Here is a 26,234-nt window from a genome sequence, read left to right on the forward strand (position 1 = left end):
TGTAAAAGGTCGCTTAACCCGCCTCGCGTGTAACGGTCCCCTACGAACCGTCTGGAGACCGGCCGTGACCGAACCCCATCTGAGGCGCCTGACGCGGAAGACCGTCACCCTCCCGCAAGCCTTCCTCGACAATTCGCGGCGCTGGCACGAGGCGAGCCAGCGCATGCTGCCCGATCTCAGCCGCCTTCTCGATGCGGACATTGCCGCCGAGACGCCCCTGATCGACCTTATCGCCCTGCCCGACATGCGCGCGGCCGCGCCCGAGCCGGGCGTCCTGTTCGCCATGACGTCGCCTTCGGGAGCGGGGTCCTGGGTCCGGATCGGCCGGAGCGATGCGCTGCGCCTGTCCGCGCTGCTGCTGCGCGCCTCGCCCGGCACCGAAGATCCCGAAGCGCCCGCCCTTCTCGACGGCCTGCTGCTTCGCCCGGTGATCGAGGCGGTCCTCGGCCAGCTCTACACGGCTTTCGAGGTCCACCTGGCCCTCGATGAGGAAAAACCGCTCTTCGACTGGCCTCTGGGCATGGAGGAGGAAGCGCGTCCCGTCCTCCATGTCCGCCTGCCCTTCACGGCCGGCGAGGTCAGCGCCGCCATCACCGTGTTCGTCACGCGCGACACGGAATGTTTCGCCGCGCCGACTCCGGTCGTGACAGGGGCGCCGGGCGCCCGCCGCGCCGCCTCCGCGGCGCCGGTCATACTGGCCGCCGTTCTCGACAGCTGGGAGGTCACGGCGCGGGAGGTCGCGGCATTCACTCCCGGCATGGTCCTGCCCCTGCCCGCAGCGTCCGTCGATGCGGTCGCGGTGATGGTCGAGGGCGGAGAGACGAGGCGGCAGATCGCCGAGGCCGAGCTTGGCAAGGATCGCGGCCGCCAGGCCCTCAGGCTGACGCGCGACCCGATCTTCGCCTGATCGCTTCGGCGAAGCGGATGGCGGCGGCGACGGCGGCGTAATGCTCGGGCCGGATCGTCTCGCCGACCTCAACCGCGGCATGGAGCGCCCGCGCGGTGCTCACGTCCTCGCGCACGGGCACGCCGCTGAGCTCAGCCCGCTGACGGATGGCGAGCGCCAGGTGGTCGACGCCCTTGGCGACGCAGACCGGCACCGTGTCGCTGCGCCGATCCCATTTGAGCGCGACGGCATAGTGGGTCGGGTTGACGAGCACGACGTCCGCTTCGGCCGTGTCGCGCAGCATCTGGTTCCGCGCGATCTCGCCCGCCCGCTTCTTGCGGTTCTGTTTCTGCGTCGGGTCGCCTTCGTTTTCCTTGTTCTCGTCCTGCACTTCCTGGCGGGTCATGCGCAGGCGGCGGGCGTGCTGCATCCTGCGCAAGGGAAAGCCGATGCCGGCGACGAGCGCCGCGACAAGCGCGGCGAGGCCGAGAACGCCGAAGAGTTCGCCGCGCAGCATGCCGGGCAGCATCCCCGCATGAAGGCCGGTCGCCGCCAGATAGCCGTCGCGGCGCGACCAGAGATAGGCCGAGCCGAGGCAGGCGACGGCGGTGATCTTGATCGCGCTGCGGGCGAATTCGCCGAGGCCCTGCCCGCCATATTTCTTCTTGGCGTTCTCGACCGGGTGGATCTTGGACAGGGCCGGCTTGAGCTTGCTCGGCGCGAAGACGAAAGCCTGCTGCGCGAATATGCCCGCCACCACGAGGGCAGCGGCGGGAAGGACGATGGCTCCGACAGGCGCGAAGCCCGCAGCGGAGAGGCCTGCGCCGCCCCCGCGGAGCAGCGTACCCGCGACGGCTTCGGGCGCGTTGAAGACGCCCGACAGCGCCTCGGCCGCGGAAAAGGCGGCGCGCCCCGCGAGGAGAAGGCCGAGAAGGCAGCCCGCATAGGACGCGAAGACCGCCACATCGGTCGAGATCGCGACATCGCCCTTCTGCCGCGCCTTGCGGATGCGGTCGGGCGTCGCCTCGAACGACTTGTTGCCGGCGTCCTCCTTGCTCACGGCAGGACGCTCCCGAACAGGGCCTGCGCCCTGTCCATCCAGACGATCAGCATGCCGCCCACCGCCGCCGTCAGGAGCGCGATGCCGCCGAAGGTGATGGCGGGCATGCCGACAAAGGTCACCATGAGCTGCGGCATGGCGCGGTTCAGGACGCCGAGAAGCGCGTTGTAGGCGAGATTGAGGAGGACGAGGGGCAGCGCGAGGGAGAGGCCGAAGGCGAAGGCATCCGCGCAGGCCGAAAGCGCCGCCTGGGCGATGGGCCCGCTGGCGCCCTCATAGCCGCCGGGCGGAAAGGTCCTGTAGCTGTCGAGGAGGATGCCGAAGGCCGCGATATGCAGATCGGCCGTCAGGAACAAGGCGGCGCCCGCGAGGGTGAGCAGGGTCGAGACGGTGGTGCTCGAATCCTCCGAGATGCCCGCGCCGAAGATCTGGCTGAGCGACAGGGCCTGCGCCACGATGGTGCCCGCGATCGACAGCGCGAAGACGAGCACGCGGAAGCCGAAGCCGAGAAAGGCGCCGACCAGCGCCTCGCCTGCGAGGAGCGGCAGGACCGGCCCCTCCTCCACCAGCGGCGCGACGGCCGGGAAGAGGAGCGCAGTCACGGCCAGCGCTGCGATCAGGCGCACACGGACGGGAATGGCGCGGGTGCCGAGGCCGGGAAGGAGGAAGACGAGAAGCGACATGCGGGTGAAGAGCGCGATGGCCGGCAGGACCACCAGCGGCGCGATCCCCGCCAGCGGCCCCAGGGACTGGAGGAGTTCGCTCACGCCGTCCCCAGGACGAGCGGCCGGGCGGAGCCCGCGATCTCGTCGAAGGACAGGACCGGGTTGCGCACGCCCTGGTTCGAGAGGAGCCCCCGGACGAGGCGACGCCGCGCCGCGCTGGTGGCGATGACCGGATAGGCGCCGCCTTCGGCCGCCTGGTCGAGCGCGGCGCGCACCTTGCCCGCGAGGCGGGTGATGAGGGCGGGCGGGAGGGCCACGGCCTCCTCGCCTTCATGCGCCTTGAAGTCGCTCTCCCAGCTCTCGGTCAGCTGGACGACGGGCAGCTGCCCCTCGCCCGTGGTCAGGCGGCTGACGAACTGGAAGGCGATGCGGCGGCGCACATGCTCGACGATGGCTTCGATCCGCATATCCGGCCCGCGCGCCTCGCAGATGGCCTCGAGAATGAGCGGCAGGTTCCGGACGGAGACCCGCTCGGAGAGGAGGTCGCGCAGAACCTGCTGGAGGAGGTCGTGGGGCACTTTTTCGGGCACGATCTCGTTGAGGAAGCGGCGATTGGCCTGCGCCCGCTCGGGGTCGGAAACCTCGCAGAAGGCGTCGAGCATGCTGCGCAGGGCGCGGCGGGTCATCAGGCGGGAGAACTGCGCCTGCACGGTTTCGAGGAGGTGGGTGGCGAGGACTTCGGCGGGGTCGACCACGGTCACGCCTTCGAGGACCATGCGGTCCTTGCCCGCCGCGTCGACCCAGCGGGCGCTGGCGCCATAGACCGGCTCCTGCACCGTTTCTCCGGGCACGTCCGGAAGCGTGCCCTCTCCGACGAGCGCAAGGTGCCGGCCGATGCGCAGCGCGTTCTCGGCCGCCGTGACCGACTGGACCTTGATCTCGTAGCTGCCGGGGGCGAGCGTCGCGCGGTCGGTGACCCGGACCGGCGGCATGATGAAGCCGAATTCCTGGATGACGAAGCGGCGGATCTTGTCGACGCGGCCATCGAAGCTGCCATCGCCCTCGATGATGGCTGCGACGAGATCGGGGCTGAGCTCGATATGGATGTCATCGACGTCGAGGAGGTCGCCGAGGCTCGGCTCGCGCCGGGGCGCGATCTCTTCTGTGGGAGGAGCGTCTTCGGGCACCACCTTGCGCGCGCGCCAGGCGGCATAGCCGAGCCCCCCGGCGCCGGCGAGGAAGGGCAGGAGCGGCAGGCCGGGAAAGAGGCCGAAGACCACGAGCACGGCCGCGACGGTGCCGAGCGCTTCGGGCCGCCCGCCGAGTTCGCGCAGGAGGGCGAGGTCGACCGCCCCCTCCCCGCGTCCCTTGGACAGGAGAAGCGCGGCGGAGACCGAAATGATGACCGCCGGGATCTGACTGACGAGGCCGTCGCCCACGGTCAGGATCGAATAGTTCTGGAGGGCGTCGGTGAAGGAGACGCCATGCGAGACCATCCCGATCCCGATACCCGCGACGAGGTTCAGAAGCGTGATCAGGAGGCCCGCGACCGCATCGCCCTTGACGAATTTCGAGACGCCGTCGAGCGAGCCCAGAAACGCCGTTTCTTCCTGTTCCTTCGCGCGGAGGGCCTTGGCCTCTTCATGGCTGATCGCCCCGGCCGCGACATCCGCGTCGATGGCGAGCTGCTTGCCGGGCATGGCGTCGAGGGCGAAGCGCGCGCCGACCTCGGCCATCCGCCCTGCGCCCTTGGTGATCACCATGAAGTTCACGATGATCAGCACGATGAAGACGATCAGGCCGAGACCCAGATTGCCGCCCATGATGAACATGGCGAAGCCCTCGATCACGCTTCCGGCCGCGCCCGTTCCCGTATGCCCTTCGCCGATGATCAGCTTGGTCGAGGAGATGTTGAGCGAAAGCCGCAGGAGGAGCGAGACGAGGAGGATCGCCGGAAAGGACGAGAAGTCGAGCGGCCGTTCGACGAAGAGCGTCACCGTGAAGATCAGGATCGCGAAGGCGAAGCTGGCCGTGAGACCGAGGTCGAGCACGATGGGCGGCACGGGCAGCACCATCATGACGAGCACCGCCATGAGGCCGAGCGCCAGGCCGACGGTCGAGGAGAGGGGCAGCTTGGTCAGGGACATGGGAACCTCAAGCCGCGATCAAAGCGAGGACGCGGTCGTCGAAGAGCTTGACGACCAGGCCCACCATCATTCCGGCGCTCGCCCAGAAGACGAGCAGCATGACGCCAATCTTGGGAACGAAAGTCAGCGTCATTTCCTGGATCGAGGTCAGCGCCTGCAACAGGCCGATGATCAGCCCGGTGAGAAGCGCTGCCAGCAGAAGCGGCAGCGACATCAGCGCCGCCGACCCCAGGGCCTCCCTCAGGAGGTCGAGAATATCGGTTTCGGTCACGCGGACTCTCCCCTTCCCCAAGTACCGCTTTCAGAGCGGCATGCGCAGGATTTCCTGGTAGGCGCCGACGATCCGGTCACGGATCGTGACCGCCGTCTGAAGCGCCATCTCCGCCTGGCTGATCGCCTCGACCACCGATTGCGCATCGACATGGCCAGCCGCGAAGCCTTGCGTCGCGGCATCGGCCTTGTCGAAGACCTCGGCGAAGCGGGCCATGCCCTCCGCCGCCGGATTGCCGGGCTTCGCCTTCAGCGTTTCGGCGAGGTTTCCGTAGCCGTTCACGGCGCTCATCATCTGGATCGACATTCCGTATCCTTCCCTATCGCTTGAGGATTCCGAGCAGGCCGTCATAGAGGCGGCGGGCCTGGCTGAAGACCTGGAGGTTGGCATCGAAGCTGCGCCCCGCCTCGCGGGCATCGGCGAGCTCCACCATCATGTCGACATTGGACATGAGGACCGTGCCGTTCGCGTCGGCCAGGGGATGGGAGGGGTCGAAGACCCGCTCGCCTTCCGTCCGGTCGAGCTGCACGCGGCCGACGGAGACGCCGCCTTCGTCCGCCCGGAAGGCGACGAGCTTGCGCCGATAGCCGGGCGTGTCGGCATTGGAGAGGTTTTCCGAGGACAGGCGCAGACGCGTCGTCTGCGCCTCCATGCCGGTCGAGGCCGCCTTCATCGCGCCGAGAATGGGATCAATGCTCATCGCGGGCTCGCCCCCGCCATGCGCACCATGTCGAGCGTGCGCGACCATACGGTCACGGCCATGTCGTGCCGCGTCGCATTCTGCGCCATGCGGACGAGTTCTTCGTCGAGAGAGATGGGGGCGCGGCCCTCGCGCGCGCTCACGGCCTCACCTTCGGACAGGGCGCGGAGGGCCTCGGCGAAGCCTGCGGCCTCGCTCGCCGTCGCGCCCGGCATGTCCGCGCGGGCGATATTGCTGCCGGTCACTTCGTGCACATGGCCGGCATGGCGGGCCATGGCCGAACTGAGGTTCAGGAGGCTGGGATTGGGAAACATGAACGGGCTCCGTTATGCTTAACGAAACCCGAAGATGCACAGCCTATGGTTGCTAGCCGGTTAACGAAACCATTTCCGGTTCATGTTCGGGCAATCTGTCCTGCCGGTCGCCGCGAGAGCGCGAGAGGATGGCTGCCTCCTTGGGCAGGAGAGGCTTCAGAAGGCGCATGACGCGGCAGTACTGGCCCGCCCCTGCGGCCTCGGCGGCCTCTTGCAGGGTGGAAGCGAAGGAGAAGCCTTCGAACCCGCCGACGGCATCGGCCAGGAGACGCTGGAGGATGGGGTGCCCTTCGCCCTCTGGGGCATCGCCGCTGACCAGAAGTTGTGCTGCGTAATAGGCGCGTGTCAGTGGCGTCTTGACGGCATCGGGGTGGAGCGCCTCGGACAGGCGCAGCACGCTAGCCTTTTCGTCGAGAACACGAAGCTGCCCGCGCCGCTGGCCGTTCTGCAGGACGACGCCGCCGATCAGGACCTTCTCGTAGGGACGCAGGTTCAGGACGAGGCCGCTCACGTCAGGCCGCCTCTGCCGTTCTCATCGAAAGGCCGGACGCGACATTGCGATTGATCTCCACCAGGATGGCCTTGTCGCCGCCCCCGTCGCGGACGAGGCTCGTCTGCCGCTCGACGAAGGCGGCGAGGCTGAGAAGGCTCGCCTTCAGCGCGGGCGGGCAGAAATTGGCGGGCTGCGCCAGGTCGACGGCGAGCGCGCACCAGAGGCGGCGATTGTCCTCCAGCGCCTCGAACAGGGCCGTGTTGCCGCCCGGCAGGTCCGGATCGGCGGCGGCAAGCCTGGCGGTGATCCGGGTCAGAACTTCGCGCTCGAGATCTCGGCCCGAAAGCGTCTGGCGTTGCGCGGCAGCATACCCGCATGAATGCATGAGACGGCTCCTGTCATTGGGAAAAAGAAGAAGGCGCGGGGGCGCTCGCGCCCCCGCGCCGATCCTGGATCAGCGGAACAGCGCCAGGATGGACTGGGGCGACTGGTTCGCGATGGTCAGCGCCTGGATGTTCAGCTGCTGCTGGACCTGCAGGGACTGAAGGCGGGCCGAAGCCTCTTCGAGGTTCGCATCCGTCAGGGCGCTGACGCCCGCTTCCATCGAGTCGATCAGCGACTGGATGAAGTCGTTCTGGATGTCGACGCGGTTCTGCGCCGAGCCGAACTGAGCCGAAGCGCCGATCGCGGCCTGCATCAGACCCTCGATCTTGTTGAGGGCGTCGGTCGCGCCAGCATCGGTGGAGACATCGATGCCGTTGAGTTCGGCGAGGCCGCCGCCCGCAGTGCCGCCCGAGTTCTGAGCGACAGCGGTGGTGACATCGACACCCGTGTTGTTGGTGACCGTCAGCACCGCGTCGCCCGTTGCCGGGTCGGCTGCGGCGGTGAAGGTCACATCGACGGCGGCATCGCTCATGCGGCCGGCGAGATTGCGGACCACGTCGTTCGAGGTATCGCCGTCGCGGGCGACATACTCGTAGGCCGTGCCGTCGACCGTCACGCGGAAGCTGTCGCCTTCGACGATCTCCTGGCTGGAGAAGGTAACGGTCGTGGCGTTGGTGTTGGTCACCGTGCCGTCGCCGGCCACCGTCCCTTTGGTGATGGCGCCCGCCGATCCGAAGACTTCGGCATCCGTCTGCAGGTCCTGCTTGGACACCGAGATGTTCGCGACCGAAACCGACCCGTCCGAATCGCGGTCGAGCGAGGAGAGAAGCTCGATCGAGCCGCCGCCCTTGAGGAGGTTGAGGCCGTTGAACTGCGCCGCGTCGACGATCGATTCGATCTGCGTCTTCAGCGCCTGGACATCGGTGTTGATCTTGCCGCGATCGACGTTCTCTTCCTGGGCGGAGACGACGAGCGTCTTCATCTCCTGGAGGAGGCCCGTCACCTGCTCGGCCGCCGAACGGGCGACGCCCACGGTGGCCGCGCCGAGATTGAGGCTGTCGGTGATCGCGCGGAAGGAGGAGACGTCCGTGCTCATCACGGTCGAGATCGACCAGACGGCCGCGTTGTCGCGGGCGGTGGCGACTTTCTTGCCGGTCGAGATGACGTTCTGGACGCGGCTGAGGTTGGAGTTGATGTCGCGCAGCGTGTCGAGTGCGACCATTGCGGACTGGTTGAAGTTGATGCTGGACATGCCAGTTTCCTCGGAAAAGACCGGCAGGCATCCCATCCTAGGCCCTGCCGCTCACCCGCAACTTCCGGTTGCGGTGTCCGAGTGATCGCACCTCTTGATTGACTAAGGGTAAACGCGTCAGAGGTGGCGCGTCCGCTGCCCCTGCTCGGTCCTGAGAGCGGAGCCATCGGCGGCATAGGCCGCCGTCTGCGCCGCCTTTTCCGCCGCCCGCACCCCCGCCTCCGTGGCGGCGATCAGGCGCCGGTTCTCCTCCGCCAGCCTGGCGAGGCGGCGCGCCGCGCTGCCCATCTCCTGCGGGAGCATGCTGCTCCGCGCGGCCATGCCGGACTCGACCGCATCGAGCAGAAGCTCGCGCTCTTCCTGCTCTCCGGCCACGGCGGAAATGTCGCCGCGCCGAAGAGCGTCGTTCTCCCGCTCGATCGCGTCGGCCAGAGCGACGACCGCCGCCGCGACACCCCTGATCTCCGTCATGCCCCCTCCGGACGCTGGAGCGCCTGATAGATGCGCTCGGCGAGTTCGGGCTGCGCCTCGGCCATTCGTCCGGCGAGCGCATCGGCGGCGAAGCCGGACAGGGCCGCCGCCTCGCCGCCTTTCGCGCCGAGCGCTTCGGTCAGCTTCGCGTCCTTCAGCATCTGGACGAGGAACTGGCGGTGAAGGTCCTTCGCCGCGTCGCGCAGCGGCGCCTCGGCATCGCGACGATCCGCAGGCGTTGCATTGAAGGTCGTGTGGGTCGGAATCAGCATGGGCACCTCGCTTGGTCTGGTTGTGCCAACTCGCCCCCTGCACGTAAAGGTATAGTAAACCATTTGCTGCAATTTCTGGTCGCATGCCAGCGAGTTCTCTTCTTCCCTTGAGCGGGCCTTCGGCGGCGCCGAAGCGGCCTTGCCCGCCGTCGCCGCAGGCCGCGCAGCCCGCATTCCGGTTCCTGAGCTTTCTCGGCACCCTTCCCGACGAGAACAGCGAAGCGGCCGCCGAAGCGCACATGCCGCAGGCAGGCCTGCTCGCGGACGATGCGCCCCCCGACACCGCCCGGGCGCAAGGCGCCGAAGCAGAGCTGGCGGAGAAAGACGAGGGCGCCGCCATGCCTCCGGCGGGCCGGCGCGGACGGCCGCTGCCGCAGCCAGCCCTGCCTGCGATGCCCGGCGCCGCTCAGGCCTCGCCCATCCGGCCTTCGGCGGCAGACGGACAGTCCGCACCCCCCGTTCCCGACGGGAAGGCGCCCGCAGCGGTATCGCCCAGGGATGCGGGCGAGGCTACAAGGACATTCACCCCGCTTCGCCCCTCGGGCGACGCCGCTTCGCCGAGTGCGCAGGCCGCGCCTCTGCCGCCAGCCGCTCCCGCGGCCCCGCCGTTCAGCGCGCCTGCGATGCCTTCCCCGCTCCAACCCGCCCCGGCGGCGCCGCTTTGTGCAGACACCATCCAGGTCCAGGCGCAGCCGGATGCCGCTGCGGCCCAGATCGCGCGGGCCGTGGTGAGCCGCCCGCAGGAGCGGGCGATCGAGGTGCGCCTCGATCCGCCGAGCCTCGGCCATGTTCGCGTGGAGTTCGAATTCACCGGCGACGCGGTGAAGGCCGTGGTCAGCGCGGCCGAGCCCGATACGCTGACCCTGCTGCGCCGCGGCGGCGGCGCGCTGGCGCGCGAGCTTCTCGAAGGAGGGTTCGGCGACATCGATATCGAATTCGCAGAAGAGCGCGACGCGCCGCCCGACCGTGGAGAACGGTGGCGGCCCGTGGCCCTGCCCCATGCCGCCCCCCGGCCCCTGCCCGTCCTCGCGGCCGATGCGCCCCGCCTCGCGCCGCTCGGACTGGTCGATATCCGTCTTTGACAGGAGGACCCATGACGACACTTTCTCCCCTCGCCAACGCCCCCGCCTCGAGCGCGGCGGCCCCAGCCAGCGGCGCGCCGCAGGCAGGGCAGCCCGAGGAGCTGACGCAGTTCCTCTCCCTGCTGACGACCCAGATCCGCAACCAGGACCCGCTGACCCCGCTCGATTCGACGGCCTTCGTCGAGCAGCTCGCCACCTTCTCCTCGCTCGAGCAGCAGGTGCAGACCAATCGCCATCTCGAATCGATCCTCGAGAGGCTCGCCGCCGCCGAATAGCACGAAGGCCCCGCCGGTCAGGCGGGGCCTTCCTCGGACCTCAGGGCGGCGCGTTCAGACGGTCTTCTTGATCATGTCGGCAATCAGCACTTCCTGGTGCCCGTCTTCGAAGAGCGTTGCGACCGCGCGGGATGCGCGGTCGCGCACCCGCTCCAGCGTGTAGGGATCGGCGACCGGGCCGTCGAAGCCGCCTTCATGCGCATAGGCGACGAGCGCGGTCATGATGCGGTCGCGTATCTTGATCTCGAGGCCGTCCATCGCCTCCCCGCTTTTCTGGTCGATCGTGACGCCGAGATTGAGCACGACCAGCGCCTGCGTGCGCCAGCCATCGGCGGCCGGGACGATGAAGGGCCGGCTGAACCTGATCGTATAGGTGTCCTTGGCCTCAGCGCCGGCATGGCTGTCCTCGGCGCCCGGGTCGGATTTCGCCTCTTCGGCCCCATGCTTGCGGGGCGCGTCCGTCGGGGCAGTGGCTGCGGCCTCTGATGCGGCTCCGCTTGCGCCCTCTGTTGCGGCCATGACCGCCGCTTCCGCTTCGGGCGGCTTCGGCCCGTCATCGGCATGGGCGACGGGCGCTGCCTCCTGCGCTTCGGCGGCCGGTGCCGCGTCCGCCGCGTCCGGCCTCAAAAGGGTGCCCCCTGCCGTGCCGGCCGCCACGGCGGCGATGTTGGCGGCGATCCCGAGCGCGAGCTTCATGTCTTCCTCCTAGAACGGAACGATGATGTCGAGCAGGCGGTTGCCGACCCGCGGACGCACGGCCCGGTCGATGGCGCCGCGCCCGACATAGCCGATCTGCGCCTCGGCGATCTTGTCGTGGGTGATGGTGTTCGACCGCGAGATGTCCTCGGGCCGGACGATGCCGGCGGCGCGCAGTATGCGCTCTTCGTAATTGACCTGCACGGATTGGTGCCCCTGGATGACGAGATCGCCATTGGGCAGACGGTCGGTGACGCGGGCGGCGAGGCGCAGGGTGACCCGGTCCTCCCGCCGCAGATTGCCGCCGCCCGACTGGGCCTGCTGCCGGTCGAAATCGACGCCGGGGTCGAGCGTCGCGCCCCCGGGCAGCTCGTCCGCCGCGAGCTGGGGCAGTCCGAACAGGCCGCGCAGGCCGAATGTCTGGTTGCTGGCCCGGTTGCGGCTGACCTCATTGCCGATCTCGGCCTCTTCGTCGATCTCGACGATGACGGTGAGGATGTCGCCGATGTCCCGCGCCCGCCGATTGCCGAAAAGCGATTGCGGGTCCTGGTTCCACAGGCTGCCCGCCGCCGGCACGGCCGTTTCATAGGGCAGGTTCGGCCGGGGCTCGGGCTCTACCGGCTCCGGTGCCGAGGCGCAGGCGCAGAGCCCCGCGAGGAGGAGGAGGCGCGTTCTCATCGTCCGATCTCCACTTCGCCAGGGCCGGTCACCACCGCGCGTACCGGGCGCCGCCTGCCGTCGATCAGCACGGTGACGACATCGCCCACCGCGCCCGCGCGCATGGCGCGGCCCGGCAGGCTGAGGGTCAGGCCGCGCTTCCTGAAAGCGACCGTCACGTTCGACTGGCGGGCGACGGCGTCCGGCGCGGCGAGGTCCGAAGCGAGGATCGGCTTTCCCGCGAAGACGGGGCGGCGGAGCTGCTTGCCGAGATAGCCCGACAGGTCTGCGCCCTGGCTGTCCACGATATCGGCGGTGATGACCGTCCCGCGCGGCAGCGGCCGCGCCGCGAGGACATGCGGCTCGGCGCCGAGCAGGGCGAGCGAGAGGACGAGGCCGATCATCACTTGATCCGCGTGGCCGCGGCGTACATCTCGTCGGCCGCCGTCAGCACCTTGGAATTGAGCTCATAGCCCCGCTGCGCCTCGATCAGCTCGGCGATCTCCGAGACGACATCGACGCCGGAATCCTCGAGATAGCCCTGGCGCATGAAGCCCGCCCCCTCGACGCCCGCGACCCCGCCGCCCGGCGCGCCGGAGGCCTCGGTCTCGCGGAAGAGATTGCCGCCCAGCGCCTCGAGGCCCTTTTCATTGGCGAAGACGGTCAGGCCGAGCGTGCCGATGAGCTGTCCGCCGGTGCCGTCCGAGAACAGTGCATAGACCTCGCCGTCATTGGTGATGCTGACCCCGCGCGCATCCTCGGGCACGGTGATGCCGCCCGAGACCGGGAAGCCGTCCGTGTTCACCAGAGTGCCCTGTGGGTCGAGGCTGAAGCGCCCGTCGCGGGTATAGGCGATCTCGCCCGAGGGCAGCTCGACGTCGAAGAAGCCGCGCCCTTCGATGGCGACGTCGAGATCGGCGCCGGTGGAGGTCAGCGTGCCCTGCACCCGGTCGGCGGTGACGGCGGCGGTGCGCACGCCGAGGCCGATCTGGATGCCGCCGGGCACCAGCGTCCCGGTGCGCGAGGAGACCGCGCCGGGCGTCAGCTCCTGGCGGTACATGAGGTCGGCGAAGGCCGCGCGCCGCGGCGCATAGGCCGTGGTCGACATGTTGGCGATATTGTTGGCGATGGTATCCACCCGCGTCTGCTGGGCGGCCATGCCGGTGGCGGCGATGCGAAGGGCGTTGGTCATCCTATCTCAACTCGTTGAGGGCACGCAGAAGCGCGTCCATGCGGCGGTGTTCGGTTTCGATGAGATTCTGGCCGGCCTCGAAGAGGCGCTGCGCCTCGACCAGGCGCGCCATCTCGGCGACGGGGTTCACATTGGACTGCTCGAGAAAGCCCTGGCGCAGCTGCGCGTCCTCGCGCGGGGCATAGCCGCCCTCCGGCCGCCAGAGCGTGTCGCCGACCCGCTTCATCGAGGCCTGCGGCGCGTCGAAGACGCCGATCTGCGCGATGGCGAGGCCGTCCGCCGACAGAGTGCCGTCGGGGCTGAAGACGACCTCTGCGGCCTCCTGCGGGATCTCGATGGCGCCGCCGCCCTCGTCGAGGACGAGATCGCCTCGCGCCGTGATCAGCCGGCCTTCCATATCGGTCTGGAAGCGGCCCGCGCGGGTGAGCAGCACTTCGCCGTCCCGCTGGATGCCGAAGAACCCTTCGCCCGTCAGCGCGAGGTCGTATGTGCCGCCGGTCTCCACCAGCGCCCCCTCCTCCATCACCGCATAGCGGCCGCGAAGAGCCCCCATGGCGACCCCGCCCGGCGCGAGGTCGGCGTTGACGTATTCGGTGAAGACGGACGCCTCGCGCTTGAACCCTGCGGTCCCGGCATTGGCGATGTTCCCGGCGAGGACGGAGAGCTCCTTGAGGAGGCCGGTCTGGCGGGACAGGCTGGCGGTGATCGCGTCGGACATGTCAGGCCACCTTCTTCAGTTCACGGATCGCATCGTCCATCTCCTGGAAGGAGGGGCGCATCTTGTGAGGGGCGTTGCGGCGGCCGACCTCGACGCAGATCGGCGCGGGATGGCTGTGCAGGGAGCTGACGAGGACCTCGCGGATCAGCCCGTAGAAGGAATGCTCTTCCTCGCGGACCGACTTCACGCGGGCGGCGAAGGGGCCGACCATGCCGTAGGCGAGGAAGACGCCGAGGAAGGTGCCGACGAGGGCGCCGCCGATCATCTGCCCCAGGACCTCGGGCGGCTTGTCGATCGAGGCCATGGTCTTGATGACGCCGAGGACGGCCGCGACGATGCCGAGGGCGGGCAGCGCATCGGCCACATTGGAGAGCGCATGCGCCCCGTGAAGGCTGTCTTCCTTCATCTGGGAGAGCTGCTTTTCGAGCATCTCCTCGACCTGGAAGGCGTTGTCGAATTGCAGCGTCATCGAGCGGACTGTGTCGCAGATCATCTCGACCGCGGCCGGATCGCCTTGGATCTTCGGGTAGCGCGCGAGGATCGCCGAGTTCTCCGGATCCTCGATATGGGCCTCGATCTCGACGGGGCTGTCGCGGAGCACGGCGAGAAGCTCGTGCATCAGGCAGAGCAGGTCCTGGTAGTCCTGCTTCTTCCATTTCGGCCCCTTGATGACCGCCAGGAGATCCGCGCCCGCATGCTTGATCGTCGAGAAGTCGTTGGCGGCCAGGAAGGCGCCGGTGGCCGCCCCCCCGATCATCATCATCTCGAAGGGCAGCGAGTGCAGAATGATGGAAAGCTTGCCCCCGGCGAGGATATATCCGCCGAAGACCATGCAAACGGTGACGCCAAGTCCAAGGATCGCTATCATAGGTTGCGGTGTACGCAACCCGAAGTTGCCGACTGGTTAACGCGGCTTAGGATTTCGCTGCGGCTTGCGCCTTTTCGATGCCTCCGCTAGCTGCGCGCTTCCCCCCGCTGGACGGCGCCCCGGCGCGGGACATGAGAACACGGCGCACGGAGAAAGAACCATGTCCATCACTGCGGACCGCAAGAACGAGCTCGTGCAGGAATATGCGCGCGGCGAAGGCGACACCGGCAGCCCCGAAGTGCAGGTCGCGATCCTCACCGAGCGGATCAACAACCTCACCGAGCACTTCAAGGAGCACAAGAAGGACAACCACTCGCGCCGCGGCCTCCTCAAGATGGTCAGCCAGCGCCGCCGCCTGCTCGATTACGTGCGCGGCAAGAACGAAGAGCGCTATCGCGACCTCATCACCCGCCTCGGCCTGCGCCGCTAAGCGCCCCCGCTTTCCCGCCCGGCACGCTTTTCGCAGCGCGCCGGGCGTTTTCTTGACCGGACGGAACAGAGCGTGAGCCTCGGCTATCTCCTCAATACCTATCCGGTAACGTCCGGCACCTTCATCCGGCGCGAGATCCACGCGCTCGAGGAACGGGGGGTGCCGGTCACCCGCTATGCCGTGCGGCGCTGGGACCAGGAGCTGGTCGACCCCGCCGACCGCGCCGAGCAGGAAGCGACCCAATACGTCCTGACGGGCAATGCCGCCGGCCTCGGCAGGGCCCTGGCCGCCGAGTTCGCCGCGAACGGCGCTGGCGTCGCGCGGGCCGGCCGCGCCCTGCGCGAACTCGCCACGGGTGTCGACGGAATCGTCCGTCCGAGCGCCTATCTCGCCGAAGCGGCCTATCTCAAGCAGCGCACGGCCGCCGACGGCGTCACGCATCTGCATTGCCATTTCAGCAATAATGCCCCGGCCGTCGCCATGCTGTGCCGCCTGATGGGCGGGCCGACCTACAGCTTCACCGCGCACGGCCCGGACGAGTTCACCGATCCGGAATCCAACCGCTACGACCTCAAGGTCGAGCACGCCGCCTTCGCCGTGGCGATCAGCCACTATTCCAAGATGCAGCTCATGCGCTGGGGCGGCATGCAGCACCGGCACAAGATCCATATCGCCCGCTGCGGCATCGACCTGTCGGATTTCGCGCCCATGGGCGCGCCCGACAGCAGCAACACCTTCGTCTGCGTCGGGCGGCTGTGCCCGCAAAAGGGCCAGACGCTCATTCCCGAGGCGATCGCGCCGCTGACCCGGGACTATCCGGACCTCAAGGTCGTGCTGATCGGCGATGGCGAGACGCGCGGCGAGATCGAGGGCGAGGTCGCGCGGCTCGGCCTCGAGCGGCATGTCGAGCTGACCGGCTGGGCCTCCAATGCCGAAGTGCGGACGCGGATCGGCCAGTCCCGCGCCCTCCTCCTGCCGAGCTTCGCCGAAGGCCTGCCCATCGTCATCATGGAAGCGCTGGCGATGGAGCGCCCGGCCCTGTCGACCTATATCGCGGGCATTCCCGAACTGCTGGACGAGCGCTGCGGCTGGATCTTCCCCGCGGGCTCGGTCGAGCATATCCGCGGCGCGGTGCGCGCCTGCCTCGAAGCCACGCCCCGCGCCCTTGCCGAAAAGGGCAAGGAGGGCCGCCGGCGCGTCGAGGCCCGGCACGACATCCGCAAGCTCGCCGAAACGCTCGAAGGGCTCTTCGCCCCCTGCCTCTGAGGCCGGCTAAGGGCGCTTGACGATCCCTCATCCCCCTCGCGGTTGCATCGGCGGCGCACGCGGTTCACAAGCGCCCCAGTTCGTAAGCGATCAGAAACGAACCCCAAAGCGCGGGGGCAATCCGGCTTCCGCGGACAACCAAAAGACGAATTTCATGTTCGACATCACCAAGAAAACCATCGAGTGGGCAGGCCGGGAGCTGACCCTCGAATCGGGCCGCATCGCGCGGCAGGCGGACGGCGCCGTTCTCGTCACCTATGGCGACACCTCCGTTCTCGCGACCGTGGTCGGTCAGCGCGAGGCGAAGCCGGGCCAGTCCTTCTTCCCGCTCACCGTGAACTACCAGGAGAAGACCTATGCCGCGGGCCGCATCCCCGGCGGCTTCTTCAAGCGCGAAGGCCGTCCCTCCGAGAAGGAGACGCTGACGAGCCGCCTCATCGACCGGCCGATCCGTCCGCTCTTCGCGCCGGGCTTCAAGAACGAGGTGCAGGTCGTCTGCACCGTCATGAGCCATGACCTCGAAAACGATCCCGACATCGTCGCGATGATCGGCGCCTCCGCCGCGCTGACGATCTCGGGCATCCCCTTCATGGGCCCGATCGGCGCGGCGCGCGTCGGCTACAAGGACGGCGAATATGTCGTGAACCCGGCCGTCGACGAAGTCGGCGACATGGATCTCGACCTCGTCATGGCCGGCACGCAGGACGCCGTCATGATGGTCGAGAGCCAGGCGTCGGAACTTTCCGAAGACGTCATGCTCGGCGCGGTCATGAAGGGCCACGAGGCGAGCCGCGAGGTCATCGACCTGATCATCGCCTTCGCCGAGCAGTGCGCCAAGGAGCCGTGGGACTACACCCCGCCGGATCACTCCGAGCACATGCCCAAGGTCGAAGGCCTGGTCGGCGAGGACATCCGCGCCGCCTACGGCATCCAGGACAAGTCCGAGCGCGTCGCCGCCCTGTCGGCCGCCAAGCAGAAGGCGCATGACCAGCTCGCCGCTTCGGACGAGAACCCCGACGGCATCGACGCGCAGATCCTGTCGAGCCTGCTCAAGGAGCTCGAATCGAACGTCGTCCGCGGCGCGATCATCGAGGGCAAGCCGCGCATCGACGGACGCGACACCAAGACGGTCCGCCCGATCCTCGGCGAAGTGGGCATCCTGCCCCGCACGCACGGCTCGGCCCTGTTCACCCGCGGCGAGACGCAGGCCATCGTGGTCGCGACCCTCGGCACGGCGGACGACGAGCAGTTCATCGACGCGCTTCAGGGAACCTATAAGGAGAACTTCCTCCTTCACTACAACTTCCCGCCCTATTCGGTCGGCGAGACCGGCCGCATGGGCAGCCCGGGCCGCCGCGAGATCGGCCACGGCAAGCTCGCATGGCGCGCGGTGAAGGCGGTCCTGCCCGACCAGGACGAGTTCCCTTACGTCATCCGCCTCGTCTCGGAGATCACCGAGTCCAACGGCTCGTCCTCCATGGCGACGGTCTGCGGCTCCTCGCTCGCGATGATGGATGCGGGCGTGCCGATCAAGCGCGCCGTGGCCGGCATCGCCATGGGCCTGATCCTCGAAGGCGATCGGCATGCGGTCCTGTCCGACATCCTCGGTGACGAGGACCACTTGGGCGACATGGACTTCAAGGTGGCCGGCACGTCCGAAGGCGTCACCAGCCTCCAGATGGACATCAAGGTCGCAGGGATCACCGAGGACATCATGAAGACCGCCCTCGCCCAGGCGAAGGACGGCCGGATGCACATCCTCGGCGAAATGAACAAGGCCCTCGGCGAGAGCCGCGAGGAACTCGGCGAATTCGCGCCGCGCATCGAGACGCTGACCATCCCGAAAGAGAAGATCCGCGACGTCATCGGCGCCGGCGGCAAGGTGATCCGCGAGATCGTCGAGCAGACGGGCGCCAAGATCAATGTCGACGACGAGGGCGTGATCAAGGTCGCCTCCTCCGACCAGAAGGACATCGACGCGGCCGTCAAGTGGATCAAGTCGATCACGGACGAACCGGAGATCGGCGAAATCTACAAGGGCAAGGTCGTCAAGACGATGGACTTCGGCGCCTTCGTCAACTTCTTCGGCCCGCGTGACGGCCTGGTGCATATCAGCCAGCTCGACGAAGGCCGCCCGGAGAAGACCACCGATGTCGTCAAGGAAGGCGACGAGGTCTGGGTCAAGCTTCTCGGCTTCGACGATCGCGGCAAGGTCAAGCTGTCGATGAAGGTCGTTGACCAGGAGACCGGCAAGGAAAAAGAGAAGAAGGACTGAGCGGTCCTCTTCCCGAATGTCCGGAGGGCGCCCCGCGGGGCGCCCTTTCTCGTTCAGCCCGCCTCGCGCCCGGCCCGTTCCGACAGCCTCGGCGCGGACCTGCGGCTGAACTCGCAGAGCTCGTCGATGAAGACCCGCGTCTTCGAAGCGAGGAACTCGCGGCTCGGATAGACCGCATGGATGGCCCGGTCCTCGCCCAGCACGTAATCCTCGAGAAGCGGCACCAGCGTGCCGTTCTCGATTTCCGGCCGCACGACGTAATGGGCGAGGCGCGTGATCCCGAGCCCCGCCAGCGCCGCCTCCCGCACGGCGAGGCCGATGCCGGAAAACCGCGCCTTCACGTGCAGCGTTTCGGTCTGGCCGTCCTTCGCGAAGCTCCAGCGGTCGCTGGTCCGCCCGCGCGCATGGACCGTCAGGCAGGCATGGCGGGCGAGATCGGAGGGACGCTCCGGCTGCCCGCAGCGGGCGAGATAATCCGGCGAAGCGCAGAGCACGTAAGGGTCGTCCACGATCTTGCGCGAGACGAATCCAGCATTGGTCGGACGCTCGAAGCGGATGGCGAGATCGACGCCCTCTCCCAGCATGTCGATCGCGCCGTCGCCATGGGTCAGCGTGACCGACAGCCCCTCATGACGGTCGAGGAATTCGCGCAGGAAGGGCACGAGAACGAGGATGGTGAACGCATCGGTAGCGGCGACCTTGAGGCTGCCCTTGAGCTGCCCGCTATGGTCCCGGACGATCGTCTCGGCCTCCTCGACCTCTTCGAGAATGCGCAGCGCCCGCTCGTAGAGCAGCGTTCCCGGCTCGGTGAGGGTCTGAGAGCGCGTGGTCCGGTTGAGGAGGCGGACGCCCAGGCGCTCCTCGAGACGCGCCAGAGTCCGGCTCACGCCGGAGGGAGTAATGGCGAGGGCGCGGGCGGCGCCCGCGAAGCTGCCCGTCCGGACGACTTCGGCGAAGACCTTGATTTCCCCGAGACTGTCCATCCCTGTCCCCGAGCTGCCCTGTCCCCGTGGGCTCGCGCATGAATGTGACGGTTTTCCCGCTCCATTCATGACGCGAGGTCACGAGTGTCTTGCCCTACCACGCGTTGAGCGGCGCCGGGAAGCGTTTATGTTGCAGTGCGAAAGGCAATGGTCTCTCGCGCTCGCCGGGCTCTCCCGGCCGGGGCGGGACCGGCGCCGCCGCGGCCGAACCGATCGGCCGCGTCCGTCCGACAAGAAAAGGAGATGCCATCATGCATGCCTTCCCGCACACCGCCGCCCCCGCGCTGTCCGCAACGCCCGCTGCCGGAACCGAGCGCTGGCTTCTCTCGACGCTCATGACGGCGACCGTCCTTCTGGTCACCGCAGCGCTGGTCAGCTTCGGCTTCCTCATCGACCCGCGCCTGGGCACGCTCGCCCTCATCGCGGCGGCGACGATCACCCTGCTCGGCTTCGTGAGCCTGCACCTCGCCATCGGTCTCGGCGCGGCCCTGCGCAGCGTTCCCGAAGAGCGGCGCGCGAATTTCTGAAGCGCGAGAGCGCTATTCGACGATCCAGTCGATCGGCTTGTAGACATAGCCGTTCGACGCGCCCGCCGAGCAGGCGGTCAGGCCGATCACGAGATCGATCTCGGCGCGCAGGGTCAGCGCGTCTCCGGCCTTGGACACCGGCGGCTCGACGCTGAGAGAGCCGTCGGGCCGCACCGGCACGTTCATGAAGACATTGAACGCGGTCGGCACCTGATCCCGCGTGACACCGTAAGGCTCCAGCGCCTCGGCCAGATTGCCGAGACAGCCCCTATGCGGCGGCTCCTCCGGGTAGAGGAGCCCCCACATCTCCTTGGAACAGGGTGTCAGCAGGAAGTCGTGCACGCCCACATCGTCCCGCGTGATCGTGAGCATCTTGCGGGACCGGTTCGACCACAACACCGTTCCCTCGCCCGCGACCTTGATGCTTTCGCCGTAATCGAAGGTCCGTCCGTTGGACAGGAACTCGGCGACGTCGTCCCGCGCGAAGGCGACGAGGTCCGAGACCTGCCCGCCTTCGGGATCGATCACGGTCAGATGCTGCCCGGCGGAAAGCGTGAATGCGGTGCCGCTGCGCGGCGGGATGCGGTTGGTCATCCTTGCTCGCTAGCCGGGGAGAAGGGGCATTCCCAGTCCTCGTCGACCTTGCGGCCCGAATACTGCCGCGCGGCGGGCGCCTCGCCGTGGCGGGCGATCATCGGGTTCGGCTCGCCCTGAAGCGCCTCGTCCCGCGCCATGATCGTGTCGTGCAGCTTCTGATAGCGCCCTTCCTCGCGCAGCCTCTCGAACTGGTCGTGCAGGTTGAAGATGAGGGTGGGATAGGAGAACCGCCGCGCCATCCGGCTCGCCCCGTCATGCAGGCCGACGACGAAGAAGGCCTCCTCGCGCAGCGAGAACGAGAAATGCGGGCTGTCCGGATCGGGATCGACCCGCTCGTCCCAGTCATGCTCGCCCCGGTCGAGCCGGTGCAGGGCCCGGAGACGCTCCCACAGAAGCGCTTCGAACGCCCGCTCGCTCAACCCCCGCGGCCCGCGCCAGCTGACCGCGAAGCTCGTGAACAGGGCCGGATTCTGGCGGTAGTTGTCGACGAAGCCGTAAAAGGCGCGCAGCAGGCGCCTGTCCTCCCCCTCCGAGGCCATGTCCTCGAGCACGAGATGGGTCAGCTGCTCCTTGCCGAGAGCCGACTTGGCGCCGACGCAGGGGAAGTCCCGGCCACCGATGAAATCCCGGAAGGCGGTCACGGGTTTGGGAGCGGGCGGGGTCTTGCTCATCGAAGGGGCCTGTCGCAGCGGACTCCGTCAACAGATCGCTCGAAAGGAAGTTCCTTCTTGTTTTCGGGAAGGAATTCGGCCCCGGATGGCGCTGCTTCACGCACTCCCCATGCTTCGCTACAAGGGCGCGACCGAATGGAAGGCGCATCACGATGACGAAACGACTGCTCCTGGCCGCCCTTCTTGGCAGCGGCGCGATCATGGCTCTTCCCGCCTGCAGCACCGAACAGGCGGAATCGGCCGAGCAGGGCCGGACGGCGGTCCGGGAGGCCGCCGCGAGCGACACCGCCTACGCCTCCCAGAACGCGGCGCTGATGGCGCTCGCCGAGCGGCATGCGCGCACCGTTCTTGAGCGGGCGCCGGAGGCTGCGACCTCGCTCGGCGTCAGCACCGATATCGGCGGCGAGGGCTATGGCGCGCGCCTGCGCGACTACTCGCCGCTCGCCCGGGACGAGGCGCTGGAGCTGAACGACCAGTTCCTGCGCGACCTTCAGGGGATCGACCGCGAAGCGCTGTCGGGCACGGCGCTCGTCACCTATGACGTGCTTCTGAACGCCTATGAAACGGCTGCGGCGCGCAACCAGTACGATTTCGGCGGCGGCGCCGTCCTGGGCTCGAACCCGCCCTATATCGTCACGCAGCTTTCGGGCCCCCATATCGAGCTGCCGCGCCTGCTCCTCACCGAACAGCCGCTGACCACGCCGCAGGAAGCGCGGGATTATATCGCCCGCCTGCGCGAGATCGGGCGGGCGCTGGCGGAGACCCGCGACAGCCTGCTGCTGGATGCGGAACGCGGCGTGGTCCCGCCGGTCTTCGCGCTGACGGGCGCTGCCGGCTCGATCGAGACGCTGACGGAGGCGCCCGCAGGCGAGCATCCGCTCGTGACCCATTTCCGAAGCGGCCTGTCCGGCATCGGCGATCTGAGCGCGGAAGAGCGCGGCCGGCTGGCGCAGGATGCGGAAGCCGCGGTCGAGCGCGTCGTCTATCCCGCCTATGCGGACCTGCGCGAGGCGCTTTTGTCCCTGCGCGATGCGGCCGGGCAGGATGCGGGCGTGTGGCGCCTCGACGGGGGCGCGGCCTTCTACCAGCACGCCCTCGACAGCTATGGCGCCTCGGGCATGACGGCCGCCGAAGTGCATGAGCTCGGCCTGTCCGAAGTCGAGCGGATCTCGGCGGAGATGAACGCCATCTTCGAGGAGATGGGGATCACCGGAGGCACCGCGGGAGAGCGCTTCCAGCAGCTCGCCGAAGACCCGAGATGATCTATCCCAATACGGACGAGGCGAAGGAAGAGCTGCTCGCCTCCCTGCGCGGCCAGGTCGATCAGATCAACGCCCTCGCCCCGGACTGGTTCGGCACCCTGCCCCCGCAGGCGGTCGAGGTGCGGCGCATCCCGGTCTACGAGCAGGATTCGGCGCCGGGCGGCTATTACACGAGCCCGAGCCTCGACGGCACGCGGCCGGGGATCTACTGGATCAACCTCAAGGACACGTCGGACTGGCCGCGCTACACGCTCAAGACGCTGACCTATCACGAGGCGGTGCCGGGCCATCACTTCCAGATCGCCCTGCAACAGGACGTGGAGGACATGCCGCTCCTTCGGAACATGATGTTCTATTCCGAATATGGCGAGGGCTGGGCGCTCTATGCCGAGAAGGTCGCCGACGAGATGGGCATGTATGAGGGCGATCCGCTCGGCCAGCTCGGCCGGTTGCAGTCCGAGCTGTTCCGCGCCGGGCGCCTGGTCGTCGATACCGGCCTGCACGACAAGCGCTGGACCCGCGAGGAGGCCATTGACTGGATGGTCAAGCATACCGGCGAGACGCGCGCCGCCGTCACCCGCGAGGTCGAGCGCTATTCGGTCTGGCCGGGACAGGCGACGAGCTACAAGCTCGGCCAGCTGAAGATCCTGGAGCTGCGGGCGCGCGCCGAAGAGGCGCTGGGCGATGACTTCGACATCCGCGCCTTCCACGACGCGGTGCTGCTCGACGGCTCGATGCCCCTGCCCGTTCTGGAAGCGCGCATCGACGAGTGGATCGAGGAGCGGCGGGCGGGCTGAACCGTCAGCCGCGCTTCCGCGGCCGCGCGGGGATGCGGGCCGCGGCCAGAATCAGCCAGGCGCCGAGCATGGGCGCCGCCACGCGCCACAGGGTCCAGAGGCTCGTCTCGACGGAGGCGAAGACGAGGGTGGCGCCGAACAATGCGGCCACGGCGGCCGTCCGTCCCCGGTCGTCCGCCTCGTCGGCGAGGCTGCGCGCGCCGAGGCCGAGGGCGCAGAGGGTCAGAGCGACGCCGATGAGGCCCAGATCGTACCAGATCTGAAGGAAGAGGTTGTGCGGATGGGTCGGCACGAGATCGAGCCGCACATCGACCCCTGCCAGCACCATCCGCCCGGCCTGTTCGCCCAAGACCCGGCTCGCCTCGACGCCGTGGCCGAAGAGAAGGGTGAGCGGGCTGTCGGTGACGGCGGGCCAGATCGTCTTCCAGATGATGAGGCGCTGGCGCCAGGAGGCGGGACCGGCGGTCCAACTCGCCATCTCGTCGGCCGGCGGCAGGAGCACCGAGAGGATCGGCATCGCCGCGAAGCCAGCGAAGGCGGCCAGGGTCAGGAGGCGCAGGGTCCGCCGCGGCGCGGCATAGGCGAGGCCTGCGCAAAGAAGGCCTGCGAGCGCTGCGAGGAGATTGGCGGCGATCCCGAAGCGGCTCGACGCGAAAAGGAGAAGGACGCCGAGGCCGAGCGCGAGGAGGCGGTGCCCTTGGCGCACCAGCGCGAGAAGGATGCCGGGGGCGAGGCTGACCGCGATGCCGATTCCGCGCGCGGTCGACACATCGTCCTTGTCCGGGCGGTTGTCCGGCGGAACGAGGTCTCGCAGCACTCCGCCCGTCGCCGCTTCGAGCCCGAGGAGGAGGAGTGACAAGGCGCCCGCAGCGACGAAGACGCGCGTGGAAACCGCGTCCTCCGAGCGGGCCAGGCCCACGCCCGTCAGCGCCAGAAGCAGGAGGTAGAGGGGCCAGGAGGCCGCATCGCCATAGGGCGACCACAGCGCGCTCGCCGCGGCGTAGCCGGTGAGGAGAAGAGCGATCAGCCCCCAGATCGGCGGGCGGTAGCCCCTGAGCGCGAAGAGGCCCGCAAGCCCGGCCAGCAGCGCGATCATGGTGACGCTGCGATGGGAGAAGACCAGCACCACCGGCAGCAGGATCGCCGCAAGAAGACGGATCGCCATCCCAGCTCGTCTCGTGAAACTCATGATCGCTCCCGCGGCGCTCGGGCCACAGAACAGCGCGCGACTTTAGGCTGCGTTAACGCACTGCCTCGCTCACGGCCCCGGCGCAGGCCGCCGCATCGCCGAGCACCCTGACCTGCCCGAGCGGCGCGAGGGCGGGACGCTCTTCGATCAGGGCCGCGGTCACGCCATTGGTCCAGCCGAAGCCGTCCTGCGTCGGATATTCGCCGCCCCCGCCGGGCCGGGGCCGCATGACGTCGTATTTCTCGACGAGCTTGCCGGTCTCGCAGAACGCCAGGGCGACCGTCCGCACCCAGCGGGCCGCGACCTCTTCGGCGAGCGCGTCCTCGCCATAGCGGGACAGCCCTTCCGCCGCGATCCATTGCAGGGGCGCCCAGCCATTGGGCGCATCCCACTGTTCCTCGGTGCAGCGGGGCGTGGCGAGCATTCCGCCCGGCGCGAGCAGAAGCCGCATCGCCGCATCGGCGGTACTGTCGGCCTGCTCCTGCGTCGCGGCGCCGAAGAAGAGCGGGTAGAGCATGGCGGCGCTCGGCCGGCCGGTGGGGCCGCCCGCATCGAGATCGTAATCGGCGAAATGGCCGCTCGCCCCGTCCCACAGATGCGCGCTCATGGCCTCCCGGCGCGCGGCGGCCGCCGCTTCGAAGCGGGCCGCGCAACCGGGCCGCCCCGCCCGCTCGCAGCCCCCCGCGATGGCCTCTTCGAGGCCGAAGAGAAGCGCGTTGAGATCGATCGGCAGGATGCGCGTCGTCCGGGTGCTGGCAAGATCGCTCCCCTCTCCGAACCAGCGCGAGGAGAAGTCCCAGCCGCTCTCCGCCGCGGCGCGCAGGTCGCGATAGACGTCCGCCGAGGGCCGGGCCGTCCTGGCGGCGGTGCGGACATCGTAGGGATAGCTCTCGTCGCGCGGCACGTCGCGAGCATCCCAATAGCGGTTGAGGACCGCTCCGTCCGCCAGCCGCACGGCGCGGGCCGATGCGTTCCCTGGCGCGAGGCCCTCCGCGCCCTCCATCCAGAAATCGTATTCCGCCATCAGCGTGTCGAGATGCGCGGCCCATGCGCTGGCGGGATCGTCTTCGTCCAGAAGGGCGATCATCGCGAAGAGGAAGGGCGGCTGGGAGCGGCTGAGATAATAGGTGCGGTTGCCGTTCGGCACGAAACCATAGGCGTCGATCTCGCTCGCGAAGTTCTCGACCATGTCCGCCCGAAGCGCTTCCGCCTCGCCGCTCAGGCCGAGCATGGTGAAATAGGCGTCCCAGTAATAGACCTCCCGGAACCGCCCGCCCGGCACGATATAGGGCTCGGGCAGCGGCAGGAGCGAGCCGTCCTCGGCCACTAGGCCCGTCGCCTCCCGCGTCAGCACCGGCCAGAGGAGGTCGATATGCTCTTCGAGCGTGCGGTCCTCGGGTAGGTCGAGGGGATCGGCCGCGACCTCGCCCGGCAGTTCGAAATTCGCCTCGACGAAGCCGCGCAGCCGGGTCCTGTCGCGCGGCGCGCCGATCGCCTCCCACTCCGCCAGGATCGCCTCCGGCTCGGCCAAAGGCCGCGCATCGGCCCAGTCCTTGGGTTCGTAGAGGCCGGACAGCGCCACGGCCTGGAACAGGCCCGGAAAGGCGAGCGAAGGCGGGGCAAGAGGTGATGCAGCCGCCGGTGCGGGCAGCGCCTCGGCATCGACCGGCTGCTGTGAGGGAGTGGCGCAGGCCGAAAGGAGGAGCCCGCTCGACAGAACGCTTCCGATCAGATTTCGAAATCTCTTCCGCTGCGTCGTCATCCTGCCCATCCTCTTTATCCGCCGACTCCGAACCATGCCGCCTACCCCGTGAGCGGCAAAGCCGCGAACACG

The 26,234-nt window shown here is 68.5% G+C and carries 30 protein-coding genes and 1 pseudogene; 8 read left to right on the top strand and 23 right to left on the bottom strand.

The genetic code is table 11. From position 1 onward, the window contains the following. Positions 1-64: 64 nt before the first annotated feature. The gene (locus IE88_RS0105160) at positions 65-907 is read left to right on the top strand and encodes a FliM/FliN family flagellar motor switch protein (protein WP_031551147.1); all 843 of its coding nucleotides are present in this window, start codon (positions 65-67) and stop codon (positions 905-907) included. Here IE88_RS0105160 and IE88_RS0105165 read toward each other — a convergent pair. The 12 genes from IE88_RS0105165 to IE88_RS0105220 form a co-directional block, all read right to left on the bottom strand. Further along, positions 876-1,946: an EscU/YscU/HrcU family type III secretion system export apparatus switch protein gene (locus IE88_RS0105165; RefSeq protein ID WP_031551150.1), complete on the bottom strand. Its 1,071-nt coding sequence runs from the start codon at positions 1,944-1,946 to the stop codon at positions 876-878. The two genes, IE88_RS0105160 and IE88_RS0105165, sit on opposite strands and share 32 nt — an antisense overlap. After that, complete coding sequence (locus tag IE88_RS0105170; protein ID WP_051881534.1) at positions 1,943-2,713, bottom strand: flagellar biosynthetic protein FliR; 771 nt, start codon at positions 2,711-2,713, stop codon at positions 1,943-1,945. The genes IE88_RS0105165 and IE88_RS0105170 overlap by 4 nt, the downstream gene beginning before the upstream one ends. Next, positions 2,710-4,758: a flagellar biosynthesis protein FlhA gene (locus IE88_RS0105175; RefSeq protein ID WP_031551156.1), complete on the bottom strand. Its 2,049-nt coding sequence runs from the start codon at positions 4,756-4,758 to the stop codon at positions 2,710-2,712. The genes IE88_RS0105170 and IE88_RS0105175 overlap by 4 nt, the downstream gene beginning before the upstream one ends. Before the next feature lie 7 nt (positions 4,759-4,765). Beyond that, positions 4,766-5,029: a flagellar biosynthetic protein FliQ gene (locus IE88_RS18830; RefSeq protein WP_031551159.1), complete on the bottom strand. Its 264-nt coding sequence runs from the start codon at positions 5,027-5,029 to the stop codon at positions 4,766-4,768. A gap of 30 nt (positions 5,030-5,059) precedes the next feature. Further along, entirely contained in the window at positions 5,060-5,335 is a 276-nt protein-coding gene (gene fliE, locus IE88_RS17135) for a flagellar hook-basal body complex protein FliE (protein ID WP_051881535.1), read from the bottom strand. Between the two features lie 13 nt (positions 5,336-5,348). Continuing rightward, complete coding sequence (locus IE88_RS0105190) at positions 5,349-5,729, bottom strand: flagellar basal body rod C-terminal domain-containing protein (RefSeq protein WP_051881536.1); 381 nt, start codon at positions 5,727-5,729, stop codon at positions 5,349-5,351. Next, positions 5,726-6,043: a hypothetical protein gene (locus IE88_RS0105195; protein WP_031551167.1), complete on the bottom strand. Its 318-nt coding sequence runs from the start codon at positions 6,041-6,043 to the stop codon at positions 5,726-5,728. Before IE88_RS0105195 ends, IE88_RS0105190 begins: the two co-directional genes overlap by 4 nt. A gap of 52 nt (positions 6,044-6,095) precedes the next feature. Continuing rightward, positions 6,096-6,554, bottom strand: a complete 459-nt coding sequence (locus IE88_RS0105200; protein ID WP_051881537.1) for a flagellar biosynthesis repressor FlbT — start codon at positions 6,552-6,554, stop codon at positions 6,096-6,098. Between the two features lies 1 nt (position 6,555). Further along, entirely contained in the window at positions 6,556-6,921 is a 366-nt protein-coding gene (gene flaF, locus IE88_RS0105205; protein WP_031551170.1) for a flagellar biosynthesis regulator FlaF, read from the bottom strand. Between the two features lie 69 nt (positions 6,922-6,990). After that, the gene (locus IE88_RS0105210; protein ID WP_031551172.1) at positions 6,991-8,172 is read right to left on the bottom strand and encodes a flagellin; all 1,182 of its coding nucleotides are present in this window, start codon (positions 8,170-8,172) and stop codon (positions 6,991-6,993) included. A 117-nt stretch (positions 8,173-8,289) separates the two neighbouring features. After that, positions 8,290-8,643, bottom strand: coding sequence for a hypothetical protein (locus IE88_RS0105215; protein WP_031551175.1), 354 nt, complete (start codon positions 8,641-8,643; stop codon positions 8,290-8,292). Beyond that, positions 8,640-8,915 carry a hypothetical protein gene (locus IE88_RS0105220; RefSeq protein WP_031551176.1) on the bottom strand — a complete coding sequence of 92 codons (276 nt, stop codon included), beginning with the start codon at positions 8,913-8,915 and terminating at the stop codon, positions 8,640-8,642. Before IE88_RS0105220 ends, IE88_RS0105215 begins: the two co-directional genes overlap by 4 nt. A 623-nt stretch (positions 8,916-9,538) precedes the next feature. Here IE88_RS0105220 and fliK point away from each other — a divergent pair. Both fliK and IE88_RS0105230 read left to right on the top strand, forming a co-directional pair. Continuing rightward, positions 9,539-9,997, top strand: a complete 459-nt coding sequence (fliK, locus tag IE88_RS18060; RefSeq protein WP_156032392.1) for a flagellar hook-length control protein FliK — start codon at positions 9,539-9,541, stop codon at positions 9,995-9,997. Between the two features lie 11 nt (positions 9,998-10,008). Beyond that, a complete protein-coding gene (locus IE88_RS0105230) occupies positions 10,009-10,272 on the top strand; it encodes a flagellar hook capping FlgD N-terminal domain-containing protein (RefSeq protein ID WP_051881538.1) in 264 nt (87 codons plus the stop codon). A 54-nt stretch (positions 10,273-10,326) separates the two neighbouring features. Here IE88_RS0105230 and IE88_RS17140 read toward each other — a convergent pair whose 3' ends face one another. From IE88_RS17140 to motA, 6 genes are read right to left on the bottom strand one after another with little or no spacing between them, the layout of a single operon-like run. Then, a complete protein-coding gene (locus tag IE88_RS17140; RefSeq protein ID WP_051881539.1) occupies positions 10,327-10,968 on the bottom strand; it encodes a hypothetical protein in 642 nt (213 codons plus the stop codon). A gap of 9 nt (positions 10,969-10,977) precedes the next feature. After that, positions 10,978-11,646, bottom strand: coding sequence for a flagellar basal body L-ring protein FlgH (locus IE88_RS0105240; protein ID WP_036766626.1), 669 nt, complete (start codon positions 11,644-11,646; stop codon positions 10,978-10,980). Further along, the gene (flgA, locus tag IE88_RS0105245) at positions 11,643-12,029 is read right to left on the bottom strand and encodes a flagellar basal body P-ring formation chaperone FlgA (RefSeq protein WP_031551189.1); all 387 of its coding nucleotides are present in this window, start codon (positions 12,027-12,029) and stop codon (positions 11,643-11,645) included. The genes IE88_RS0105240 and flgA overlap by 4 nt, the downstream gene beginning before the upstream one ends. Then, positions 12,029-12,817 (bottom strand): flagellar basal-body rod protein FlgG, encoded by a 789-nt coding sequence (gene flgG, locus IE88_RS0105250; protein WP_031551192.1) that lies wholly within the window; start codon positions 12,815-12,817, stop codon positions 12,029-12,031. Before flgG ends, flgA begins: the two co-directional genes overlap by 1 nt. A 1-nt stretch (position 12,818) precedes the next feature. Beyond that, positions 12,819-13,535: a flagellar hook-basal body complex protein gene (locus IE88_RS0105255; protein ID WP_031551194.1), complete on the bottom strand. Its 717-nt coding sequence runs from the start codon at positions 13,533-13,535 to the stop codon at positions 12,819-12,821. 1 nt (position 13,536) lies between these two features. Then, on the bottom strand, positions 13,537-14,403 hold the full coding sequence (gene motA / locus IE88_RS0105260) for a flagellar motor stator protein MotA (protein WP_031551196.1): 867 nt from the start codon (positions 14,401-14,403) through the stop codon (positions 13,537-13,539). Between the two features lie 160 nt (positions 14,404-14,563). Between motA and rpsO the strand changes: the two genes are divergently transcribed. The 3 genes from rpsO (at position 14,564) to pnp (ending at position 18,374) form a co-directional block, all read left to right on the top strand. Beyond that, positions 14,564-14,833, top strand: a complete 270-nt coding sequence (gene rpsO, locus IE88_RS0105265; RefSeq protein WP_031551200.1) for a 30S ribosomal protein S15 — start codon at positions 14,564-14,566, stop codon at positions 14,831-14,833. Between the two features lie 72 nt (positions 14,834-14,905). Continuing rightward, on the top strand, positions 14,906-16,099 hold the full coding sequence (locus IE88_RS0105270; RefSeq protein WP_031551203.1) for a glycosyltransferase family 4 protein: 1,194 nt from the start codon (positions 14,906-14,908) through the stop codon (positions 16,097-16,099). Positions 16,100-16,253: 154 nt separating this feature from the next. Further along, on the top strand, positions 16,254-18,374 hold the full coding sequence (gene pnp, locus IE88_RS0105275; protein WP_031551204.1) for a polyribonucleotide nucleotidyltransferase: 2,121 nt from the start codon (positions 16,254-16,256) through the stop codon (positions 18,372-18,374). A gap of 53 nt (positions 18,375-18,427) precedes the next feature. Here pnp and IE88_RS0105280 read toward each other — a convergent pair whose 3' ends face one another. Further along, positions 18,428-19,357: a LysR family transcriptional regulator gene (locus IE88_RS0105280; protein WP_036766628.1), complete on the bottom strand. Its 930-nt coding sequence runs from the start codon at positions 19,355-19,357 to the stop codon at positions 18,428-18,430. 251 nt (positions 19,358-19,608) lie between these two features. Between IE88_RS0105280 and IE88_RS0105285 the strand changes: the two genes are divergently transcribed. After that, positions 19,609-19,884 (top strand): hypothetical protein, encoded by a 276-nt coding sequence (locus IE88_RS0105285; protein ID WP_031551222.1) that lies wholly within the window; start codon positions 19,609-19,611, stop codon positions 19,882-19,884. A 12-nt stretch (positions 19,885-19,896) separates the two neighbouring features. On the opposite strand, the gene IE88_RS0105290 is transcribed toward IE88_RS0105285, so the two are convergent. Both IE88_RS0105290 and gntA read right to left on the bottom strand, forming a co-directional pair. Next, positions 19,897-20,478: a DUF1989 domain-containing protein gene (locus IE88_RS0105290; protein ID WP_031551225.1), complete on the bottom strand. Its 582-nt coding sequence runs from the start codon at positions 20,476-20,478 to the stop codon at positions 19,897-19,899. Next, on the bottom strand, positions 20,475-21,152 hold the full coding sequence (gene gntA, locus IE88_RS0105295) for a guanitoxin biosynthesis heme-dependent pre-guanitoxin N-hydroxylase GntA (protein WP_031551228.1): 678 nt from the start codon (positions 21,150-21,152) through the stop codon (positions 20,475-20,477). The genes IE88_RS0105290 and gntA overlap by 4 nt, the downstream gene beginning before the upstream one ends. A gap of 314 nt (positions 21,153-21,466) precedes the next feature. Between gntA and IE88_RS18665 the strand changes: the two are divergent. Continuing rightward, positions 21,467-23,211, top strand: a pseudogene (locus tag IE88_RS18665) (DUF885 domain-containing protein). 4 nt (positions 23,212-23,215) lie between these two features. Here the strand turns inward: IE88_RS18665 and IE88_RS0105305 are convergent. After that, entirely contained in the window at positions 23,216-24,376 is a 1,161-nt protein-coding gene (locus tag IE88_RS0105305) for an O-antigen ligase family protein (RefSeq protein ID WP_031551231.1), read from the bottom strand. Positions 24,377-24,452: 76 nt separating this feature from the next. Continuing rightward, positions 24,453-26,162, bottom strand: coding sequence for an alpha,alpha-trehalase TreF (treF, locus tag IE88_RS0105310; protein WP_081871454.1), 1,710 nt, complete (start codon positions 26,160-26,162; stop codon positions 24,453-24,455). Positions 26,163-26,234 lie beyond the last annotated feature (72 nt).

This window comes from Parvularcula oceani (assembly GCF_000733125.1).
In the GTDB taxonomy this organism is placed as follows: domain Bacteria; phylum Pseudomonadota; class Alphaproteobacteria; order Caulobacterales; family Parvularculaceae; genus Parvularcula; species Parvularcula oceani.

What these genes read in the sequence shown, in the direction of transcription:
- IE88_RS0105175 (WP_031551156.1), bottom strand. Translation starts at nt 4,758, where the DNA reads ATGTCCCTGACCAAGCTGCCCCTCTCCTCGACCGTCGGCCTGGCGCTC.
- fliE (WP_051881535.1), bottom strand. Translation starts at nt 5,335, where the DNA reads ATGTCGATCCAGATGATGAGCGCCGTGAACGGCTACGGAAACCTCGCC.
- IE88_RS0105190 (WP_051881536.1), bottom strand. Translation starts at nt 5,729, where the DNA reads ATGAGCATTGATCCCATTCTCGGCGCGATGAAGGCGGCCTCGACCGGC.
- IE88_RS0105195 (WP_031551167.1), bottom strand. Translation starts at nt 6,043, where the DNA reads ATGTTTCCCAATCCCAGCCTCCTGAACCTCAGTTCGGCCATGGCCCGC.
- flaF (WP_031551170.1), bottom strand. Translation starts at nt 6,921, where the DNA reads ATGCATTCATGCGGGTATGCTGCCGCGCAACGCCAGACGCTTTCGGGC.
- IE88_RS0105210 (WP_031551172.1), bottom strand. Translation starts at nt 8,172, where the DNA reads ATGTCCAGCATCAACTTCAACCAGTCCGCAATGGTCGCACTCGACACG.
- IE88_RS0105215 (WP_031551175.1), bottom strand. Translation starts at nt 8,643, where the DNA reads ATGACGGAGATCAGGGGTGTCGCGGCGGCGGTCGTCGCTCTGGCCGAC.
- IE88_RS0105220 (WP_031551176.1), bottom strand. Translation starts at nt 8,915, where the DNA reads ATGCTGATTCCGACCCACACGACCTTCAATGCAACGCCTGCGGATCGT.
- fliK (WP_156032392.1), top strand. Translation starts at nt 9,539, where the DNA reads ATGCCTTCCCCGCTCCAACCCGCCCCGGCGGCGCCGCTTTGTGCAGAC.
- IE88_RS0105230 (WP_051881538.1), top strand. Translation starts at nt 10,009, where the DNA reads ATGACGACACTTTCTCCCCTCGCCAACGCCCCCGCCTCGAGCGCGGCG.
- IE88_RS17140 (WP_051881539.1), bottom strand. Translation starts at nt 10,968, where the DNA reads ATGAAGCTCGCGCTCGGGATCGCCGCCAACATCGCCGCCGTGGCGGCC.
- IE88_RS0105240 (WP_036766626.1), bottom strand. Translation starts at nt 11,646, where the DNA reads ATGAGAACGCGCCTCCTCCTCCTCGCGGGGCTCTGCGCCTGCGCCTCG.
- flgA (WP_031551189.1), bottom strand. Translation starts at nt 12,029, where the DNA reads ATGATCGGCCTCGTCCTCTCGCTCGCCCTGCTCGGCGCCGAGCCGCAT.
- flgG (WP_031551192.1), bottom strand. Translation starts at nt 12,817, where the DNA reads ATGACCAACGCCCTTCGCATCGCCGCCACCGGCATGGCCGCCCAGCAG.
- IE88_RS0105255 (WP_031551194.1), bottom strand. Translation starts at nt 13,535, where the DNA reads ATGTCCGACGCGATCACCGCCAGCCTGTCCCGCCAGACCGGCCTCCTC.
- motA (WP_031551196.1), bottom strand. Translation starts at nt 14,403, where the DNA reads ATGATAGCGATCCTTGGACTTGGCGTCACCGTTTGCATGGTCTTCGGC.
- rpsO (WP_031551200.1), top strand. Translation starts at nt 14,564, where the DNA reads ATGTCCATCACTGCGGACCGCAAGAACGAGCTCGTGCAGGAATATGCG.
- pnp (WP_031551204.1), top strand. Translation starts at nt 16,254, where the DNA reads ATGTTCGACATCACCAAGAAAACCATCGAGTGGGCAGGCCGGGAGCTG.
- IE88_RS0105280 (WP_036766628.1), bottom strand. Translation starts at nt 19,357, where the DNA reads ATGGACAGTCTCGGGGAAATCAAGGTCTTCGCCGAAGTCGTCCGGACG.
- IE88_RS0105285 (WP_031551222.1), top strand. Translation starts at nt 19,609, where the DNA reads ATGCATGCCTTCCCGCACACCGCCGCCCCCGCGCTGTCCGCAACGCCC.
- IE88_RS0105290 (WP_031551225.1), bottom strand. Translation starts at nt 20,478, where the DNA reads ATGACCAACCGCATCCCGCCGCGCAGCGGCACCGCATTCACGCTTTCC.
- gntA (WP_031551228.1), bottom strand. Translation starts at nt 21,152, where the DNA reads ATGAGCAAGACCCCGCCCGCTCCCAAACCCGTGACCGCCTTCCGGGAT.
- IE88_RS0105305 (WP_031551231.1), bottom strand. Translation starts at nt 24,376, where the DNA reads ATGGCGATCCGTCTTCTTGCGGCGATCCTGCTGCCGGTGGTGCTGGTC.
- treF (WP_081871454.1), bottom strand. Translation starts at nt 26,162, where the DNA reads ATGACGACGCAGCGGAAGAGATTTCGAAATCTGATCGGAAGCGTTCTG.